The sequence below is a fragment of the Mycobacterium lentiflavum genome (assembly GCF_022374895.2).
Taxonomy (GTDB): Bacteria; Actinomycetota; Actinomycetes; order Mycobacteriales; family Mycobacteriaceae; genus Mycobacterium; species Mycobacterium lentiflavum.
The window spans coordinates 4,023,578-4,040,103 of the sequence record NZ_CP092423.2 but is presented as its reverse complement, the minus strand read 5'-3'; the positions used below and the strand labels follow the sequence as shown (position 1 = coordinate 4,040,103).

Below are 16,526 nucleotides of genomic sequence, written 5' to 3'. Positions count from 1 at the left end.
GCGAGATACCCCAGCAATCCACGGTGCGGGCAGCCCCGAAAAACACCGACAGGAACTCGACGACCCGCTCGGACGGCTCAACCGTCGCTAGAGCCGGGCCAAGTCGTACTCACCGAGGTGGTCGATCAGGTTGTGCACGTGATCGCCCGAGGTGCCCAGGGTGTGCTCGACGGCGGTGAGCCGAGCGGCGTAGTGGCTCACCGGATATTCGGCGGTCACACCGATTCCACCGTGCATCTGGATCGACTCCTGCGCGATGTGCCGGCCCGAGCGGCCGATCTGCACCTTGGCCCGCGACGCGATCAGCGGGTCGAGGTTGCCGTCGGCGATCGACATCGCTGCGTACAGGCTCATGCTGCGTGCCATCTCGAGCGAGACGTACATGTCGGCGGCTCGCTGCGTAAGCGCCTGGAACTTGTTGAGAGTGACGCCGAACTGCTTGCGGGACTTGAGGTAATCGGTGGTCAGCCGCAGCGCTTCCTCCATCGCCCCGACCGCTTCGGCGCACAGCGCCGACTGGATGCGAACGAGGGCACCGCTGATGGCGCCCGACGCGTCGACCGCGTCGCCCAACGGCTCGGCCGCCGCGCCGTCCAAATCGACCTGCGCGCCGCGCTGACCGTCGAAGGTCCGGAACCGATGACGGGCGATTGAGGTGTTTTCGGAGCCGCCGTCGACCAGGAACAGGCCGGTGCCGCCGTCCGGCAATGCGGCGCTGACCACCAATGCATCGGCGCAGTCACCGGCGAGAACCGGATTCTTGCGGCCGGTCAACGTCCACGAATCACCTTGCCGCACAGCCCGAGTCGTGACCGCTGTGGTTGGCTTGCGATGCCCGGGCTCCAGGTGGGCGAAGGCCAGCAGCCGTTGGCCCGCCGCGACGTCGTCGAGTTGTTCTTTCTGCGCGTCGGTGCCCTGCTCGGCGATCAGCGCACCCGGCGCCAGCGCGGCGTGCAAAATCGGTTCGGGGGCCAACCGGCGCCCGGCCTCGGCGAGCACGACCATGATCTCGATCTGGCCGGCCTCTTCCGGGTCGAAGCCCAGGCCCAGGATCCCGGTGTCGGCAAGCTGACTCCATACCTCGCGGCTCCAACCGAGATCAGACCCGATGACCTTGATGCGGCTCTCCGGGTCGTAGGTACGAGACAGCAGATCGCGGGTGGTGTCGCGCAGCAGGCCCTGCTCGTCGGTCAACTGAAAGTCCATGGCTGCCTCACAATCCCAGAATGGTGGACGCGATGATGTTGCGCTGTACCTCGCTACTGCCGCCGTAGATCGTCGTCTTGCGGTAGTTGAGGTAGCGCGGCGCACTGTGTTGCGCCCAGTCCGGAGACGCGATGCCGTCCCCGTCGGCGGGCAGCGCGTCCGGGCCGGCGACCTCGACCAGGAGCTCGGTGGCGGTCTGCTGCAACTGACTGCCGCGCAGCTTGAGCACCGACGACGCCGGGTTAGGCTGGCCGTCCGCGGAATCCGTCACCACTCGCGACTGCGTGAGTTCCAGTGCCAGCAGCTCGTTTTCGGCCTCGGCCAGCCGGGCGGCGAACAGCGGATCGGCGATGATGCCGGTTTCGGTGGCTAACTTCTTCACCTCGGCGAGGCGCACTTTTGTCCGCCCGACGCCGGCGATGCCGGTGCGCTCGTTGCCCAGCAGGAACTTCGCGTAGGTCCAGCCCTTATTCTCTTCTCCGACAAGCTGATTGGCGGGAACCCGGACGTCTTCGAAGAACAACTCGTTGACCTCGTGGCCGCCGTCGATCGTCTTGATGGGCCGTACGGTGATGCCCGGCGTCTTCATGTCGAAGAGCAGGAACGAGATGCCGGCCTGGCGCTTGGGCGCCTGCGGGTCGGTGCGTACCAGGCAGAAGATCCAGTCGGCGTACTGGCCGAGCGTGGTCCAGGTCTTCTGCCCGTTGACGACGTAGCTGTCGCCGTCGCGCACCGCCGTGGTGCGCAGCGACGCGAGGTCGGAGCCGGCTTCGGGTTCGGAAAAGCCCTGGCACCACCAGATGTCGAGGCTGGCCGTCGGCGGCAGGAAGCGCTCCTTGATCTCCTGAGATCCGAATTCGGCGATCACCGGGCCCACCATCTTGGTGTTGAAGTTCAATGGTTCCGGGACACACGCCAGCTGCATTTCGTCGGCCCAGATCTGGTGCTGGGTCGGCGTCCAGTCCTTGCCGCCCCACTCGACCGGCCAGCTCGGCACGGCCAGACCGTGCTCGTGCAGGATCTTGTGGCTGGTGACCACGTCGTCGTGCACCACCTCGGCCGAGCCCTGGCGTACCCGGTCACGCGCGTCTTGGGGGATCTTGGTCGTGAAAATGGTGCGGAGCTCGTCGCGGAACGCGGCTTCCTCCGGCGTCAGCGCCAGTTGCATGCAGACTCCTTTGCCTGGGTTGAGCGTGGCGACCGGTATTCCGACGGATGGGCGCCCCCGTCCGGTCGTGTGCTCCGAGTTCCATCTTGACCCATCCCTGGCTGTGCTTGTCCACAGCCTCCGATTAATCCACAGCGAGCGGTCGAGACGGCGTCGGGCGCAGCCGTGGTGGCGGTCGGCGCGCCTACCGTCGGCGCATGCGAACAGAACTTCCCGCCGAGCGGCTACAGCGACGCCTCTGCGCCGACCCGGATGGCGATTCGGGCACCGAGCAGCCGGGCCAGGACGTACCGGACGAGGACCAGAACTCGTTGCTGCCGCGTTGGCTTCCCGACGCGGCAGACGGAGGGAACTGGCGGGCCCGGCTGCGTGCGGATCCGGGCCGCGCCGGCGCGATCGCGTTGGCTGTGATCGCTGCCCTGGCCGTGCTGATCACGATATTCACGCTGGTCCGCGACCACCCCGCGCCGGTGATGTCCGCGAAGCTGCCCCCGGTCGAGAAGGCGTCCACGGCAAGCCCCAAGTCCTCGGCGACTCCGGGTCCCGACCGGCCGGTGGTGGTCAGCGTTGTCGGCCTGGTGCACAAGCCGGGTCTGGTGACGTTGACGCCGGGCGCGCGCATCGCCGATGCGTTGCAGGCCGCCGGCGGTGCGATGGACGGCGCCGACACCATCGGCTTGAACATGGCCCGCCCGCTCGGTGATGGTGAGCAGATCGTGGTCGGGCTGACACCGCTGTCCGGGCAGCCGACCGCGCTGGGCAGCTCCGTGACGCCCGGCTCGCCGCCGTCCGCCAAGACGCCAACGCCGACGGGGTCGGTCAAGGCACCCGGGCGGCCGAAGGCGGGCGAGGCGCTCGACCTCAATACCGCGACCGTGCAGCAGCTGGACGACCTGCCCGGGGTTGGGCCGGTCACCGCCGCCGCGATCGTGAGTTGGCGGCAGGCCAACGGCAGGTTCACCAGCGTCGATCAGCTCGCCGATGTCGACGGCATCGGACCGTCGCGGCTGGACAAGCTGCGCGCCCTGGTTCGTGTCTGACGTGCCGGCGCAGGCGCGGTCGCAGCTCGCCCGCCTCGATGTGCGGTTGCTCCCCGCCGCACTCACCGGCTGGATCGTCACCGCCTCGGGCATCGTGTGGCCGGTTGGCCGGGCGCTGGCCTGGTGCTGTGTCGCGTTGGTCGCCGCGGCCGCCATGCTGGCCTGGCATGCGCAGCGACGGGCGGTCCGGCCCCGGCGGCTGCGGGCCGTGGGGGCCGGTCTGGTGGCGATCGGCGTGGTCGGCGCGGGATTCGGCTTCGCGATCGCGCTGCGCGCCGACGCGGTGGCTCGGCATCCGATCACCGCGGCATTCGGGACGGTCGCCGCGGTGACGGTGACGCCCAGCGAGAGCGCGCAGTCGTTGGGCGCGGGCCGGCTGATGTTTCGTGCCACCTTGCTACGGCTGCGCGACGACGAGATATCCGGCCGGGTCATCGTTTTCGCGCGGGCGTCGGACTTCGACGTGATGGTCGGCCAACCGGTGCGGTTCTCGGCGCGGATCAGCCGCCCCACTCGCCACGACCTGACCGTTGCGGTGCTCAACGCGGCGGGCCGGCCCGTTACGGGCCGGGCGGGGGCGGTGCAGCGGGCCGCGCACGCGGTGCGCGGCCGCTTTGCCGCCGCCGCGCACGAAGTGCTGCCCGCCGCGCAGGCGGCGATGCTGCCGGCGCTGGTCCTGGGCGATACCTCGGCGCTCACCGCCGATACCGGCCGCGAATTCCGGGCGGCCGGCATGACGCACCTGACGGCCGTCTCGGGAGCCAACGTCACGATCGTGTGCGCCGCGGTGCTGTTCTCTGCCCGGCTCATCGGTCCGCGCGCGGCCGTGCTGCTCGCCGCTCTGGCATTGGTGGCGTTCGTGATCGTCGTCCAACCGACGCCCAGCGTGTTGCGGGCGGCGGTGATGGGCGCCATCGCGCTGGCCGGGATGCTGACTGCACGCCGGCGGCAAGCGATGCCGGCGCTGTCGGCCACGGTGTTGCTATTGCTTGCCATCGCTCCCCAGCTCGCTGTCGACGCCGGTTTCGCGCTGTCGGTGCTGGCGACGGGCGCGCTGGTGGTCATCGCGCCGGTCTGGTCGCGTCGACTGGCGGCCAAGGGTTGCCCCAAGCCGCTCGCGGATGCGCTCGCGGTCGCGGTGGTGGCGCAGCTGGTCACCGCGCCCCTGGTGGCCGGCATCTCGGGTCGGTTCAGCGTGGTGGCCGTCGCCGCGAATCTGGCCGCCGCGCCGGTCATCGCACCCATCACCGTGCTGGGCAGCGCGGCGGCCGTCATGTGCGTGCTCTGGCTGCCAGGGGCGCAGCTGCTGATGCGCTTCACCGGCCCGGAGGTGTGGTGGGTGTCGAAGGTGGCGCACCTCGCGGCCGGCGCGCCCGCGGCCACCGTGCCGGTACCCGACGGCCTGGCCGGCGTGCTGCTGATTTGCTGTGCCACCGCGCTGCTACTCGCGCTCGCGGTGCGGCTCTGGCGACGGCCATGGTTTCGCGCGTCGACCCGGGTGGCCGGGCTGGTCGCGGTGGTATGTGCGCTGGCCTGGTCGGCGTCCGAGCTGCTGGATCCCCGAGCGGATTGGTCGGCCCTTCGTGACACCATCGTGGGGTGAGTGAGGCATCGCCGTTGCACTTGGTCCTCGGCGACGAGGAACTGCTGGTCGAACGGGCCGTCGCGGACGTGCTGCGGGCGGCGCGCAAGCGTGCCGGCACCGACGACATCCCGGTCAACCGGATGCGGGCCGGCGACGTCAGTACGTTTGAGCTTGCCGAGCTGCTGAGTCCGTCGCTGTTCGCCGACGAACGCATCGTCGTGCTGGAGGCCGCGGCCGAAGCGGGCAAGGACGCGGTCGCGATGATCGCCGCGGCGGCCGCCGACCTGCCGCCGGCCACGATGCTGGTGGTGGTGCACTCGGGCGGCGGGCGCGCCAAGGCACTGGCCGACCAGCTGAAGTCGCTGGGCGCCGAGGTTCATCCCTGTGCGCGGATCACCAAGTTGAGTGAACGCATCGACTTCATCCGCAAGGAGTTCCGCGCGCTGCGGGTCAAGGTGGACGAGGACACCGTCACCGCCCTGTTGGACGCCGTCGGCTCCGACGTGCGCGAGCTCGCGTCGGCCTGTTCGCAGCTGGTCGCCGACACCGGCGGACAGGTCGACGAGGCCGCGGTGCGCCGCTATCACAGCGGTAAAGCCGAGGTGAAGGGATTCGATATCGCGGACAAGGCCGTGGCCGGCGATGTCGCGGGCGCGGCCGAGGCGCTGCGGTGGGCGATGATGCGCGGCGAGCCGCTGGTGGTGCTGGCCGATGCACTGGCCGAAGCCATCCACACTATCGGGCGGGTCGGTCCGCTCTCCGGCGACCCCTACCGACTGGCCGGGCAGCTGGGGATGCCGCCCTGGCGGGTGCAGAAGGCTCAGAAGCAGGCCCGGCGCTGGTCGCGCGACAGTGTGGCAACCGCGATGAAAGTGGTCGCCGACCTCAACGCCGACGTCAAGGGAGCCGCCGCGGACGCCGACTACGCGCTGGAGTCAGCGGTCAGAAAGGTGGCCGAGCTGGTCGCCGACCGGGGCCGATAGGCCGCGGGGCTCAGATCTTGTTGAGGGACCGCGCCAGCGCCGACTTCTTGTTGGCGGCCTGGTTCTTGTGGATGACGCCCTTGGTGGCCGCCTTGTCCAGCTTGCGGTTGGTCGACACCAGCAACTCCGCGGCCTTGTCCTTGTCGCCGGCCTCGGCGGCCTCACGGAACGCGCGCACGGCGGTGCGCAGCGACGACTTCACCGACTTGTTGCGCAGTCGGGCGCGCTCGTTGGTCTTGATGCGCTTCTGCTGCGACTTGATGTTGGCCACGCGGAACTTTCCTTCGTCGTTTTTGGTGTTTGCAAGTGTTCGTCTCGGGGGGCGACCCGCACCCGATTGCGACTGCTCAGGTTAGCAGTCGGTTACGTTTTCTCCCAAAACGGGAACTCGTGGCCAGCCATAACGTCGATTTGAGGCAGCATCCTAAAAGTGAGTCTTCCGAACCAGGTTGAAACGGCCAGGCGGGGTTCGCGCGGCGCTGCACCGGCGCTGGCGCGCTCCGAGCGCATCTTCCGCGGGTACAACTCGTCGGACGCCTACCAGATGGCCTTCGACGAAATGTTCGACGCGCAAGGCAACGTGCGTGGCCCGTACAAGGGCATCTACGCCGAGCTGGCACCGTCGGACGCCTCGGACCTGCGGGCCCGCGCTGACGCCCTGGCCCGCGCGTTCATCGACCAGGGCATCACGTTCTCGTTGTCGGGCCAGGAACGGCCCTTTCCGCTGGACCTGGTGCCGCGGGTGATCTCCGCCGCTGAATGGAACCGGCTCGAGCGCGGCATCGTCCAACGGGTCAAAGCCCTGGAGATGTATCTCGACGACATCTACGGCGATCAGGAGATCCTGAATGACGGGGTGATTCCGCGCCGCCTGGTCACCTCCTGCGAGCACTTTCACCGCCAGGCCGTCGGCATCGTCCCGCCCAACGGGGTGCGCATCCATGTTGCCGGCATCGACCTGATCCGCGACGAGAAGGGCACCTGGCGGGTCCTCGAGGACAACCTGCGCTCGCCCTCGGGCGTGTCGTACGTCATGGAGAACCGGCGCACGATGGCGCGGGTCTTCCCCAACCTGTTCGCCACCCACCGGGTGCGTGCCGTCGACGACTATGCCTCGCACCTGCTGCGGGCGCTGCGCAATTCCGCGGCGACCAACGAGGCCGACCCGACCGTGGTAGTGCTGACACCCGGCGTCTACAACTCCGCCTACTTCGAGCATTCGCTGCTCGCCCGGCAGATGGGTGTCGAGCTGGTCGAGGGCCGCGACCTGTTCTGCCGCGACAACCAGGTGTACATGCGCACCACCGAGGGGGAGCGCCAGGTCGACGTCATCTATCGGCGCATCGACGACATCTTCCTCGACCCGCTGCAGTTCCGCGCCGACTCGGTGCTCGGGGTGGCCGGTCTGGTCAACGCCGCCCGCGCCGGCAACGTGGTGATCTCCAGCGCGATCGGCAACGGCGTCGGCGACGACAAGCTGGTCTACACCTATGTGCCGACCATGATCGAGTACTACCTCGGCGAGAAGCCGCTGCTGGCCAACGTGGACACCTACCGGTGCTGGCTCGACGACGAACGCGAGGAGGTGCTCGACCGGGTCGGCGAGCTGGTCATCAAGCCGGTCGAGGGATCCGGCGGGTACGGCATCGTCTTCGGCCCGGACGCTTCCGACAAAGAATTGGCGGCGGTCAGCAAGAAGATTCGCGATGATCCCCGGAGTTGGATCGCGCAGCCGATGATGGAGCTGTCCACTGTGCCGACGCGGATCGGCAACGCGCTGGCGCCGCGCTACGTCGACCTGCGACCGTTCGCGGTCAACGACGGCGACGACGTGTGGGTGCTGCCGGGCGGGTTGAGCCGAGTGGCCTTGGTCGAGGGCTCGCGGGTGGTCAACTCCAGCCAGGGCGGCGGCTCGAAAGACACCTGGGTGCTGGCACCGCGCACGTCGGGCGCCGATCGCGAGCTGGGTGCCGCCGAAGTCGTGCGGTCGTTGCCTAAGTCCATGTCGGATCCCGAGACCGACGACTCGCCGGGCTCGTCGCGTCGGCAGCCGCTGCACAGCGAGCAACCGCAGGACGAGAAGCCGCCGAAAAAGCAAAAGCAGAAACAACAGCAGCAGCAACAACAGCAGAGGTCGGTCCGCTGATGTTGGCCCGAAATGCCGAGGCGCTCTACTGGATTGGCCGTTATGTCGAGCGGGCCGATGACACCGCGCGCATTCTGGATGTGGCGCTGCACCAGTTGCTGGAGGACTCCAGCGTCGACCCCGACCAGGCGTCCCGGCTGCTGTTGCGGGTGCTCGGCATCGAGGCGCCGGAGCAGGATTTGGACGTCTGGTCGCTGACCGACATGGTGGCCTACAGCACCGACAACAAGGGCGGTTCCTCGATCGTCGACGCAATCACCGCGGCGCGCGAAAACGCGAAGTCCGCGCGCGAGGTGACATCCAGCGAAATCTGGGAATGCCTCAACACCACCTACCACGCCCTACCCGAACGCGAACGCGCCGCCAAACGCCTTGGGCCACACGAGTTTCTGTCGTTCATCGAGGGCAGGGCCGCGATGTTCGCCGGCCTGGCGGACTCGACTCTTTCGCGTGACGACGGATACCGATTCATGTTGTTGGGCCGCGCAATTGAGCGCGTCGACATGACGGTGCGGCTCTTGCTGTCTCGGGTGGGGGACAGCGCGTCCTCGCCGGCCTGGGTAACCCTGCTGCGCTCGGCGGGCGCTCACGACACCTATCTGCGTACCTATCGTGGGGTGCTGGACGCCGGCCGGGTGGTCGAGTTCATGATGCTCGACCGATTGTTCCCGCGGTCGGTGTTCTACTCGCTCAAGCTCGCCGAAGAAAGCATCGAAGAGTTGGTGCGTAATCCGATGAGCCGGGTCGGGGCCACCGCTGAGGCGCAGCGACTGCTCGGACAGGCCCGAAGCGAACTGGAATTCCTGCCGCCGGGGGTGCTGCTCGACACGCTCGAGACTCGTTTGGCCGGTCTGCAGACAACCTGCCGAGATGTCGGAGATGCGTTGTCGCAGCAGTACTTCCATGTCACGCCATGGGTGGCATGGTCGGATGCGGGGAATAGTGCCAGCCTGGTCGCCCGGAACGGGGATACCTGATGTGGCGGCTGCGCGTGGTGCACACGACCGGGTTCGCGTACCAATCGGCGGTGACCGCCTCCTATAACGAGGCCAGGCTGACCCCGAGTTCAGACACCCGGCAAAACGTCATCCTCAACCGAGTCGAAACCATTCCGGCAACCCGGTCCTACCGGTACATCGACTACTGGGGCACCGCCGTCACCGCGTTCGACCTGCACGCCCCGCACACCGATCTGACGGTGACGTCGTCATCGGTCGTCGAGACCGAACAGCCGGAGCCGGCCGCGAAGGATGTCAGCTGGAAGGACCTGCAGTCCGCCGCGGTGATCGATCGGTTCGACGAATTTCTGCAGCCCACCGACTACACGCCGGCGAGCAAGCGGCTTAGCTCGGTCGGCAAAAAGATCATCAAAAGCCATGAGCCGCAAGAAGCCGTGATCGCCGCGGCCAACTGGGTGCACGGCGAGCTGGAATACCTTCCGGGGACCACCGGGGTGCACACGCCCGGGATCGACGCGCTCAAGGCGGGCAAGGGTGTCTGCCAGGACTTCGTTCACCTGTCGCTAATGCTGTTGCGCGAGATGGGAATTCCGGCCCGCTACGTGTCGGGTTATTTGCACCCCAAACGGAACGCCGTCGTCGGAGACACGGTGGACGGGAGAAGCCACGCCTGGATTCAGGCCTGGACCGGTGGCTGGTGGAACTACGACCCCACCAACGACACCGAGATCACCGAGCAATACGTCAGCGTCGGCGTCGGCCGTGACTACACCGATGTGTCCCCGTTGAAGGGCATCTTCTCGGGGCGGGGCGCAACCGACCTCGACGTGGTCGTCGAGGTCACCCGACTGGCCTAGCGGCCGCCGATCCGGGCGGTAGCGCTTCGCGCCGATCGCGCTGCGTCAGGGGCCTTGCTGCATTACGATGAGCCTCGCTCACGCGGCCCGGCCGTCGGCGAGCGTCTTTTACCTTGCTTCTCGTGTAAACGGCTTCGGCGCCGAAGGAGAGTCGTCCATGGCTGAGATGCTGAAGGTCGAGTACGACGAGCTGATGGCCAGGGCCGCCGAACTCGAGGTCCCGTTGCCTGCCCCGCCGCCGGGGAGCGCGCGGCCCCCCTGCGCCATTTCTTTTGTCGTCGATTCCGGCACGCAGCTGGATTACTCCGCCAGCGCGATTCGCGAAAGCATCAAGCGAGCCGAAGCGGAATATCTGGTGTTGGCGGAGTCGCTGCGAAACGCGGCGCTGGCCTACGAGGAAGCCGATCAGGCGGCCGCGGACGCCCTCACCGAGGGGTCGTCCGCCACGCCCGAGTCCGCGAGCACGCCTCCTGCGCAGAAAACCGGAGGAGGCGAGAGTTTCGCGGCGCCACCGGAGACGCCTGGATATGACGGCTATTACGACCTCAGGAAGGCGATCGAGGATATCGAGGCTCCCGATCAGGGCCCCGCGTACACCAAGTTCGAGGCCGACTGGAACAGCTATGTGTTGGCGTTGCAAGCCGACGTCGTGATGCGGCGGTTCCGTCCCTTCGAGTATTGGGAGGGCGAGTCCGCGGCGGCGGTCGAAGCGAACTTCGAATCGCAGAAGAAGTGGTTGATCCAGCTGGGCAATAGCTCGTGCTTCCAGATCGCCAGTCAGGCCAGAGGCGTGGTGGACGCCCACAAATGGGCCGTCACGGTCCACCCCACGTCCTACGACCTATACGTCACCGACTACTGGTACGACGAGTACGGGAGGAGGGGAGACATCACCAGACAGAGTGAAGTTCTTGCGTGGTACGTGGACATGCAGGAAAGGTCGGAGACGGTGCTGGCCGATTACAACCAGCGCGCCGCGGTGCCGCTATCGCTGGTGTATCCCTCCAATCCGCCGGCCGCGGTCGCCATCAAGGCGCCGCTGCAGATACCGGACAACGCCGGCGAAATCATCCGTGGCGCCATCGGTGGTGTCGTCGACGCGGGGACCGGGGGTACCAGCCCCGGGGCCCTTGCGTCGCAGCTGGGCAACGCCAATGTCGCGGACACGGTGAGCAGCCTCAGCAACATGGCGTCCAGCCAAAGCGACACGGCCAGTGACCCGTTCGCCACCACGCCGTCGACACCACTGCCGACGGGAATGCCCGGGCTGCCGAAGGCGGGCGGGGTCAAGCCGGCGTCGTTCGGGGGCGGCGGCATGCCGTCGATGCCGTTGCAGTCTGCGACGGACGCGGGAGCGGGCTCGGGTGGTTCGACACGACCCGCGGCCAGCGGGGTTGGTGCGGGCCCGGGCGCGGGCGGCGCAACGGCCGGCCGCGGCGCCATGGGCGGCGGGATGCCGATGGGCGCCGGCGCCGGGCAGGGCCAGGGTAAGGACTCGAAGGCCAAGCGCTACGGCGAGGAAGAGGATATCTACACCGAAGAGCGGCCGTGGACCTCGTCGGTCATCGGTGTCCGCCGTCGCAACGACGCACCCGAGTGATCGCGTTGCTCAGGTGCTGGTATGCCAGCAAAGATGAACGACAGGGAACCCGACAGCGGCGAATCGGTGTCGAGCAATGAAAGTGCCTGGTGCACAGCAGGATTGGATGCACGACGACCGGTACGCTGTTAGACTTCAATCGAATAGCCAAGTGGCCCCAGGGAAATTGGGAGAAAAGTAGCCATGCCGAAAACCTCAGACAGCTGGAAGCCCGGCTTCAGCACGGTCGCAGGGATCAAAGCTATCGCGGCGGGTAATTACGTTGACGGTGTGTTCAACCTTGGGTTGGCGTTGGGCCAGGCTGGGTACGCGGTCGGCAAAAACTATATCCCCGAAGGCAAGTTCGGTCCTCGTAAGGACGATGGCGAGTCGTTGGCCAAGGCGTTCGGAGTCGAGGCCCAGATCCTGGAGCGCGGAATACAAATCGTCACCGCTCTGACGCTATTGCTCGGAAGCGGCAAGGAACAGGGTCAAACGTATGAGGCGGCATCGAGTTACTTCAAATTAGCCTGGGAAAACCTGAAAGACGCGACCGTCGCCGACGATTCCTGGTCGGGCACGGCTGCCGACGCCTATAACGCACGAAACGCCCAGCAGATAGAATTAGCGACTATCCTAGCGGACCTCGATCTGCAGGTCGCTGCTCTCCTCCAGCAGAATTCCGACACGCTCGGGATTTGCAAGGTGACCCTGACAGGGGTCAGGGCCTTGTACACCGTGTGTGTTCCCATAGCGTCCGCGATCAGATGGTGGTACGGCCCGGCGGGAGTGGCGATGTCGATCACGTTCCAGTGGGCGGTGTTGCTTATAGGTTTGCCAATTGCCCTCTCTGCTTGCGTTGTCGCTTTCAGCCAAGCGGCGGAGAACGGGGCTTCACTCACGGCCATCACCGAGGGCTACACGGCCGCTGCCGCGAGCGCGACTGTAACGGGTGCGGAATACGCGGCGCCCAAACAAGCGCCTGCGTCGAAGTCCATGGTGAGCGAGTTCGACCAACTCAGCGGCGCCGGGTCGTCAGCAGCGGTTTCGGGTGGTTTCGACGAACTTGCTTCCCTGCCCACCGGTGCCCCCAGTCGGTCTACGGGGGACACGAGCTACGCCGGTGGAATTCCCAAGGACGAGTCGCCGGGGGCACCGTCAGGAAGTGCGGTGCCGCAGACCACCGGCGCACCGGCCTACGCGGCAGCCGGGCTGGGCCAGGTGCCCAGCCAGCCGCCAGGCTCACGAGCCTCGTCGGTGTCGTCGGCCGTGAGCGGGGCGAAGGGGGCTGACGCGCGAGACGCGGGCGTCGATAAGGAAGTCGACAAGGAAGACTTTACCGCGAGGGATGTCCAAGGGGCGGCCGCCGGCGCCGAAGCCGGAGAAAGCGCGCCGGTCGACACCGCAGCCGACGGTGCTAAACGAGAGCGCGAAGGCGTCCGCTGAGGCGCATGCCGCGGCCGTACCCAAGCCATTAGCGTAGAAGAGGAAATACCATGCCAGACAATAGTTTACAAGTAACCTCCGCATACCTCGAACAATTGGCGGTCGAACAGGAAGAAGCCGCCGCCGAAATCAACAGTGCCATGGCGGAAACCGATGGGTTAGCCTACAAATTGATTTGGGACCATGGCTTCATCTCAGCGGTGTTCTGGGGGGCCATGTTCATTACGGAAAAAGAACGCGAAGCCGCCTGCACCAACATGGTCGCCGTGTCCAACGAAATGGCCGCCAATTTGCGTGCCGCCAGGACCGCCTATACCGGCACCGACACCCAGTCGAGCGAGGATCTCAGCCAACAGATGATGCCCGGCTGATCGACGCTTACCGCTGAAAGTTCGGAAGGAGAGCCAGCAGAGTGGACACCACGCAGCACGGGCACGGCGATGACGGGAATAGCGCTGCCTGGGATTTCGGCGATAACCCCGGACCCGAAGGCGGTGCGCACCAGGACTTCGGTGATGGTTTTGGCCAGGAGAGCGGCTCGTTCCTGGATTTCGGCGACGGGGTCGGCCGCGATAGCGCCGAGCCGTCGCTTATCGACTCATTGGCCGTCGGCGAGCCGGCCCCGCTCGCCGATTCCGAAGGCGAATTGATCGATGCGCTGGCCGAGAACGACGGCGACCTCGAGGCCGCCGACGCCGGGGACGACGATGACGCGATGCCGACGGCCAAGGTGACGAACCCCCCCGAGTCCGTTTCGGTGACGGCGACCATGGACGGCAGAATCTCGCTGGTCGAGCTGTCAGCGGACGCGGGCAAGATGACCGAATCCCAGCTTGCCGAGGAGATCCTTGTCATCGCGGACCTCGCCCGGCAACGCGCCTTGTCGATTCAGCACTCATTCGTGCTCGACGCTTTTCGGCACTTGGGGGTTACCGATCACGAGGAGCAAGAGCTCATCAGCGAAGGACTGGAGACCGGTATGGCGCAACTGCGGTCGCCGGATCAGGCTATTCGCGCGCAGGCAGACGTGTTCGCCACGCGATACGGCAACGAGTAGTAGGGACGCCACATGAACACCGAGATGCACCCGGTAGTGGCTGAAATGCTGCGTATGGCGCAGCAGGTTCAGTCGATGGGGGACGCGCAGGCGGACAATCTGAACGCCGAATCCTTCAGGGGCTCCGATGAGTCCGGGACCGTTCAGGTGACGGTCGACGGGCACCAATGGCTTACCAGCTTGCACATCGAGGACGGGCTGCTGCGACTGGGCATCGAGACGGTGGCGCTGCGGGTCAACGAGGCGATACAAAACGCGCAAGCCACGGCGGCGGTAGTGGTCGAGGCCGAAAATGAAAGATTGCTCGAGTCGCTGGGGCAGCTGGCCGACTCGATCACCGCAGCGACGAGCGCGATTCAAGCCAAACCCGAGTAGCCGCAACGCTTTTGGTGTGCCGCAGCGGTCAGGGTTTGACCGGCACCTTCGGTGCTGACGGGGCGACAGCGACGTCGAGTAATTCGGTGACGTGCTTCCAGTACAGCCAGTCTGCGACGGCCAAACGTTGGGCAACCGGGTCGGCCGCCGACCTCGCCTCGCCGAGGATCACCTCTTGCGCGTGGGCGGCGTAGCCGCGGAATGCCCGCAAGTGTGCTGCGGATCGCCCCGTCGCCCGGCTAGCCAACGGTCTGATCACCTCGAGCCACAACTTCGAGCGCCCGTCGGTGGGCGCGGTGGCCGGCGGCGCGGGCAACAGGCTGGCCAACCGCGAATCGGGAGTTTCCGCCAGGCGCTCTGCCGCCGCAGGATCAACGACCTCCAGCCGGGACCGGCCGGCCATCGCGCCGCTTTGTGGGATGTCCTCGGGTTTCAGCACGACTTTGGCCACCCCGGGGTCCGAATCGGCGAACTGCTCGTCGGTCGCAATCACCGCTCGCAGCTTGGTATTTCGGTGTTCGGCCCAACCTTGCACCGCGATCGTCGGGTAGGTGGCCCAGCGCGCCCGCTCGGTGGCCGGGATCGCCTGCTCGGCGCTGGCCATGCGTACCTGTTCGGGCAACCGCACCCCGTCGGGGATGTAAGCCAGTCCGTAATTGTTGGCCACCACGATGACGCCCTCGGTGGTCACCGCCGTTACCCAGAAGAACTTCAAATGGTTTGCGCCGCCGCTATCCGGCGCATTGAGCGCGGCCGCGATGCGCCGCGCCAGCACTAGCGGATCGGCTTCGCCGCGGCGCGTCGCGTCGGCGGCGGCGTCGCGTTCGGCGCGTGCTGCCGAAACCGGAACTGCCGCACCAGCATCCGAGTCGGTGTGCTGAGCCGCAGCCGGCTTCGGGCGCGCGGCGGCCGCGCTGCGCGGTGACGAATGGGCCGACGCCGGCCGGGTACTGGGCGACGCACCGGAAGGGTTCTGCCCGACCGGCGCATTCGATCCCGCTCCCGCGCTCGATCCCGCGGCGGCACCGCGCGGTCCGGCCGGTGCCGCCGGCATGCCGGTCGCCGACGCGGGCGCCATCGCGGGACCGGTGTCCCGCGGCCCCGCGAACTGCGCAGCCGGCGCCGCCGGCGCGGCAGGCATGCCGGTGTTGCGGCCGCCCGCGCCGACAGGTGGCGCGGACTCCGCCGGGCTCAACGGTTTCGGTGCGCTCGGCGGCACTGCCGGGGCGGTCCCGCCAGTGCTGGCTGCCGGCGCTGGCGGCGCAACCGGGGCCGGGGCCATGACCGTTGCCGGCGGTGGGGCGGTGGTTGGCGGGGGAGCCGCAGTCGACGGCTGCGCGGCGCCATCCGGTGAACCCTGTCCCCAGGAACGGCCGTCCCGGTCGCGATCACCCAGCAGTGGGTCGCGAGGCGAGGAGTCCGGCGGTGCTTTCTGGTCGAGCAGATCCTGCAGCGCGCGCTCGGGCGGCTTCCAGTCCTTGCTCTCCAGAATCTGCTCCGCAGTGCCCTGGACCACGCTGACGTTGGCGGTACGCGTCGCGGCGACGACCGAATTGATGGCGGCGGTTCGTTCGGCGGGTTCCAGTTTGGAATCCTGCTCGATCAGCTTGATCTGCCGGTGCGCAGCCTCCACGTTGTCGCCGATGTCCAATTTCGCCTGCTCGATCGATCCGGCGACTTTGCGCTGCCAGGTGATCGCGGTGGCCAAATCGTTTTGCAGCGTTACCAATTCGTCGATGTTGGATTCGACCTGGCCGTTGGCGGCTGCGGCGGCGCCGCCCGACCAGAGGCCACTGGCGAAGATCTCGCCCTGCTGCTGTCGGAAGGTGTCCAGGACGTCGGTTACTTGCCGCAACACCTGCATGTACTGCCGGGCTCGGTCGTAAAACGCGTCTTCTGCGACATCGGGCCATCCGCCGCCGTCGAGCATGCCTTCGGCAAACCCGCCCGTCGGCCTGACGATGCCCATACCCTAGGTCCTCTCCCGATGCCGAACCCCCGCATCGGGGCCGGCGGCCAGCAACTTAACGGTCGCGGGCTTGGCGCGCTTGGTCAATAAGCTTAATCGAGGCGAGGGCAAGGTAATTCCGCCAAAATGCGCCAGCGGACTCATCGTCGCGAGCCG

15 protein-coding genes are annotated in these 16,526 nt (G+C 67.2%); 11 read left to right on the top strand and 4 right to left on the bottom strand.

The features are described 5' to 3' along the window. Window positions 1-87: 87 nt before the first annotated feature. Both MJO58_RS18855 and MJO58_RS18850 read right to left on the bottom strand, forming a co-directional pair. Window positions 88-1,206, bottom strand: coding sequence for an acyl-CoA dehydrogenase family protein (locus MJO58_RS18855; protein WP_239720483.1), 1,119 nt, complete (start codon window positions 1,204-1,206; stop codon window positions 88-90). 7 nt (window positions 1,207-1,213) lie between these two features. Beyond that, window positions 1,214-2,374: an acyl-CoA dehydrogenase family protein gene (locus MJO58_RS18850; protein ID WP_239720482.1), complete on the bottom strand. Its 1,161-nt coding sequence runs from the start codon at window positions 2,372-2,374 to the stop codon at window positions 1,214-1,216. A gap of 197 nt (window positions 2,375-2,571) precedes the next feature. Here MJO58_RS18850 and MJO58_RS18845 point away from each other — a divergent pair, with 197 nt between their 5' ends. The 3 genes from MJO58_RS18845 to holA are packed head-to-tail and all read left to right on the top strand — an operon-like array spanning window position 2,572 to window position 5,982. Beyond that, on the top strand, window positions 2,572-3,414 hold the full coding sequence (locus MJO58_RS18845) for a ComEA family DNA-binding protein (RefSeq protein ID WP_239720479.1): 843 nt from the start codon (window positions 2,572-2,574) through the stop codon (window positions 3,412-3,414). Between the two features lies 1 nt (window position 3,415). Further along, complete coding sequence (locus tag MJO58_RS18840) at window positions 3,416-5,017, top strand: ComEC/Rec2 family competence protein (protein ID WP_434086381.1); 1,602 nt, start codon at window positions 3,416-3,418, stop codon at window positions 5,015-5,017. Between the two features lie 14 nt (window positions 5,018-5,031). Further along, window positions 5,032-5,982, top strand: coding sequence for a DNA polymerase III subunit delta (gene holA / locus MJO58_RS18835; RefSeq protein WP_239723345.1), 951 nt, complete (start codon window positions 5,032-5,034; stop codon window positions 5,980-5,982). A gap of 10 nt (window positions 5,983-5,992) precedes the next feature. Here holA and rpsT read toward each other — a convergent pair whose 3' ends face one another. After that, window positions 5,993-6,253: a 30S ribosomal protein S20 gene (rpsT, locus tag MJO58_RS18830; RefSeq protein WP_025736070.1), complete on the bottom strand. Its 261-nt coding sequence runs from the start codon at window positions 6,251-6,253 to the stop codon at window positions 5,993-5,995. Window positions 6,254-6,403: 150 nt separating this feature from the next. Between rpsT and MJO58_RS18825 the strand changes: the two genes are divergently transcribed. From MJO58_RS18825 to MJO58_RS18785, 8 genes are all read left to right on the top strand, one after another. Continuing rightward, window positions 6,404-8,128 (top strand): circularly permuted type 2 ATP-grasp protein, encoded by a 1,725-nt coding sequence (locus tag MJO58_RS18825; protein ID WP_090604027.1) that lies wholly within the window; start codon window positions 6,404-6,406, stop codon window positions 8,126-8,128. Beyond that, window positions 8,128-9,105 (top strand): alpha-E domain-containing protein, encoded by a 978-nt coding sequence (locus tag MJO58_RS18820; protein WP_090604025.1) that lies wholly within the window; start codon window positions 8,128-8,130, stop codon window positions 9,103-9,105. Before MJO58_RS18825 ends, MJO58_RS18820 begins: the two co-directional genes overlap by 1 nt. Then, window positions 9,105-9,944, top strand: coding sequence for a transglutaminase family protein (locus MJO58_RS18815; protein ID WP_090604023.1), 840 nt, complete (start codon window positions 9,105-9,107; stop codon window positions 9,942-9,944). The genes MJO58_RS18820 and MJO58_RS18815 overlap by 1 nt, the downstream gene beginning before the upstream one ends. Window positions 9,945-10,101: 157 nt before the next feature. Next, a complete protein-coding gene (gene espB, locus MJO58_RS28755; protein WP_276553176.1) occupies window positions 10,102-11,544 on the top strand; it encodes an EspB family ESX-1 secretion system-associated protein in 1,443 nt (480 codons plus the stop codon). A gap of 183 nt (window positions 11,545-11,727) precedes the next feature. Next, window positions 11,728-12,969, top strand: coding sequence for an EspA/EspE family type VII secretion system effector (locus MJO58_RS18800; RefSeq protein ID WP_239720477.1), 1,242 nt, complete (start codon window positions 11,728-11,730; stop codon window positions 12,967-12,969). A gap of 50 nt (window positions 12,970-13,019) precedes the next feature. Further along, window positions 13,020-13,340, top strand: a complete 321-nt coding sequence (locus MJO58_RS18795; RefSeq protein ID WP_239720475.1) for a type VII secretion target — start codon at window positions 13,020-13,022, stop codon at window positions 13,338-13,340. Window positions 13,341-13,381: 41 nt separating this feature from the next. Then, on the top strand, window positions 13,382-14,026 hold the full coding sequence (locus MJO58_RS18790) for a hypothetical protein (protein ID WP_239720472.1): 645 nt from the start codon (window positions 13,382-13,384) through the stop codon (window positions 14,024-14,026). 12 nt (window positions 14,027-14,038) lie between these two features. Beyond that, window positions 14,039-14,401, top strand: coding sequence for a YbaB/EbfC family nucleoid-associated protein (locus MJO58_RS18785; RefSeq protein WP_239720470.1), 363 nt, complete (start codon window positions 14,039-14,041; stop codon window positions 14,399-14,401). A gap of 28 nt (window positions 14,402-14,429) precedes the next feature. Here the strand turns inward: MJO58_RS18785 and MJO58_RS18780 are convergent, their stop codons facing one another. Further along, window positions 14,430-16,370, bottom strand: a complete 1,941-nt coding sequence (locus MJO58_RS18780; RefSeq protein WP_239720468.1) for an EspK C-terminal domain-containing protein — start codon at window positions 16,368-16,370, stop codon at window positions 14,430-14,432. Between the last annotated feature and the right edge of the window lie 156 nt (window positions 16,371-16,526).

What these genes read in the sequence shown, in the direction of transcription:
- MJO58_RS18785 (WP_239720470.1), top strand. Translation starts at nt 14,039, where the DNA reads ATGAACACCGAGATGCACCCGGTAGTGGCTGAAATGCTGCGTATGGCG.
- espB (WP_276553176.1), top strand. Translation starts at nt 10,102, where the DNA reads ATGGCTGAGATGCTGAAGGTCGAGTACGACGAGCTGATGGCCAGGGCC.
- MJO58_RS18780 (WP_239720468.1), bottom strand. Translation starts at nt 16,370, where the DNA reads ATGGGCATCGTCAGGCCGACGGGCGGGTTTGCCGAAGGCATGCTCGAC.
- MJO58_RS18845 (WP_239720479.1), top strand. Translation starts at nt 2,572, where the DNA reads ATGCGAACAGAACTTCCCGCCGAGCGGCTACAGCGACGCCTCTGCGCC.
- MJO58_RS18795 (WP_239720475.1), top strand. Translation starts at nt 13,020, where the DNA reads ATGCCAGACAATAGTTTACAAGTAACCTCCGCATACCTCGAACAATTG.
- MJO58_RS18820 (WP_090604025.1), top strand. Translation starts at nt 8,128, where the DNA reads ATGTTGGCCCGAAATGCCGAGGCGCTCTACTGGATTGGCCGTTATGTC.
- MJO58_RS18815 (WP_090604023.1), top strand. Translation starts at nt 9,105, where the DNA reads ATGTGGCGGCTGCGCGTGGTGCACACGACCGGGTTCGCGTACCAATCG.
- MJO58_RS18800 (WP_239720477.1), top strand. Translation starts at nt 11,728, where the DNA reads ATGCCGAAAACCTCAGACAGCTGGAAGCCCGGCTTCAGCACGGTCGCA.
- MJO58_RS18850 (WP_239720482.1), bottom strand. Translation starts at nt 2,374, where the DNA reads ATGCAACTGGCGCTGACGCCGGAGGAAGCCGCGTTCCGCGACGAGCTC.
- MJO58_RS18855 (WP_239720483.1), bottom strand. Translation starts at nt 1,206, where the DNA reads ATGGACTTTCAGTTGACCGACGAGCAGGGCCTGCTGCGCGACACCACC.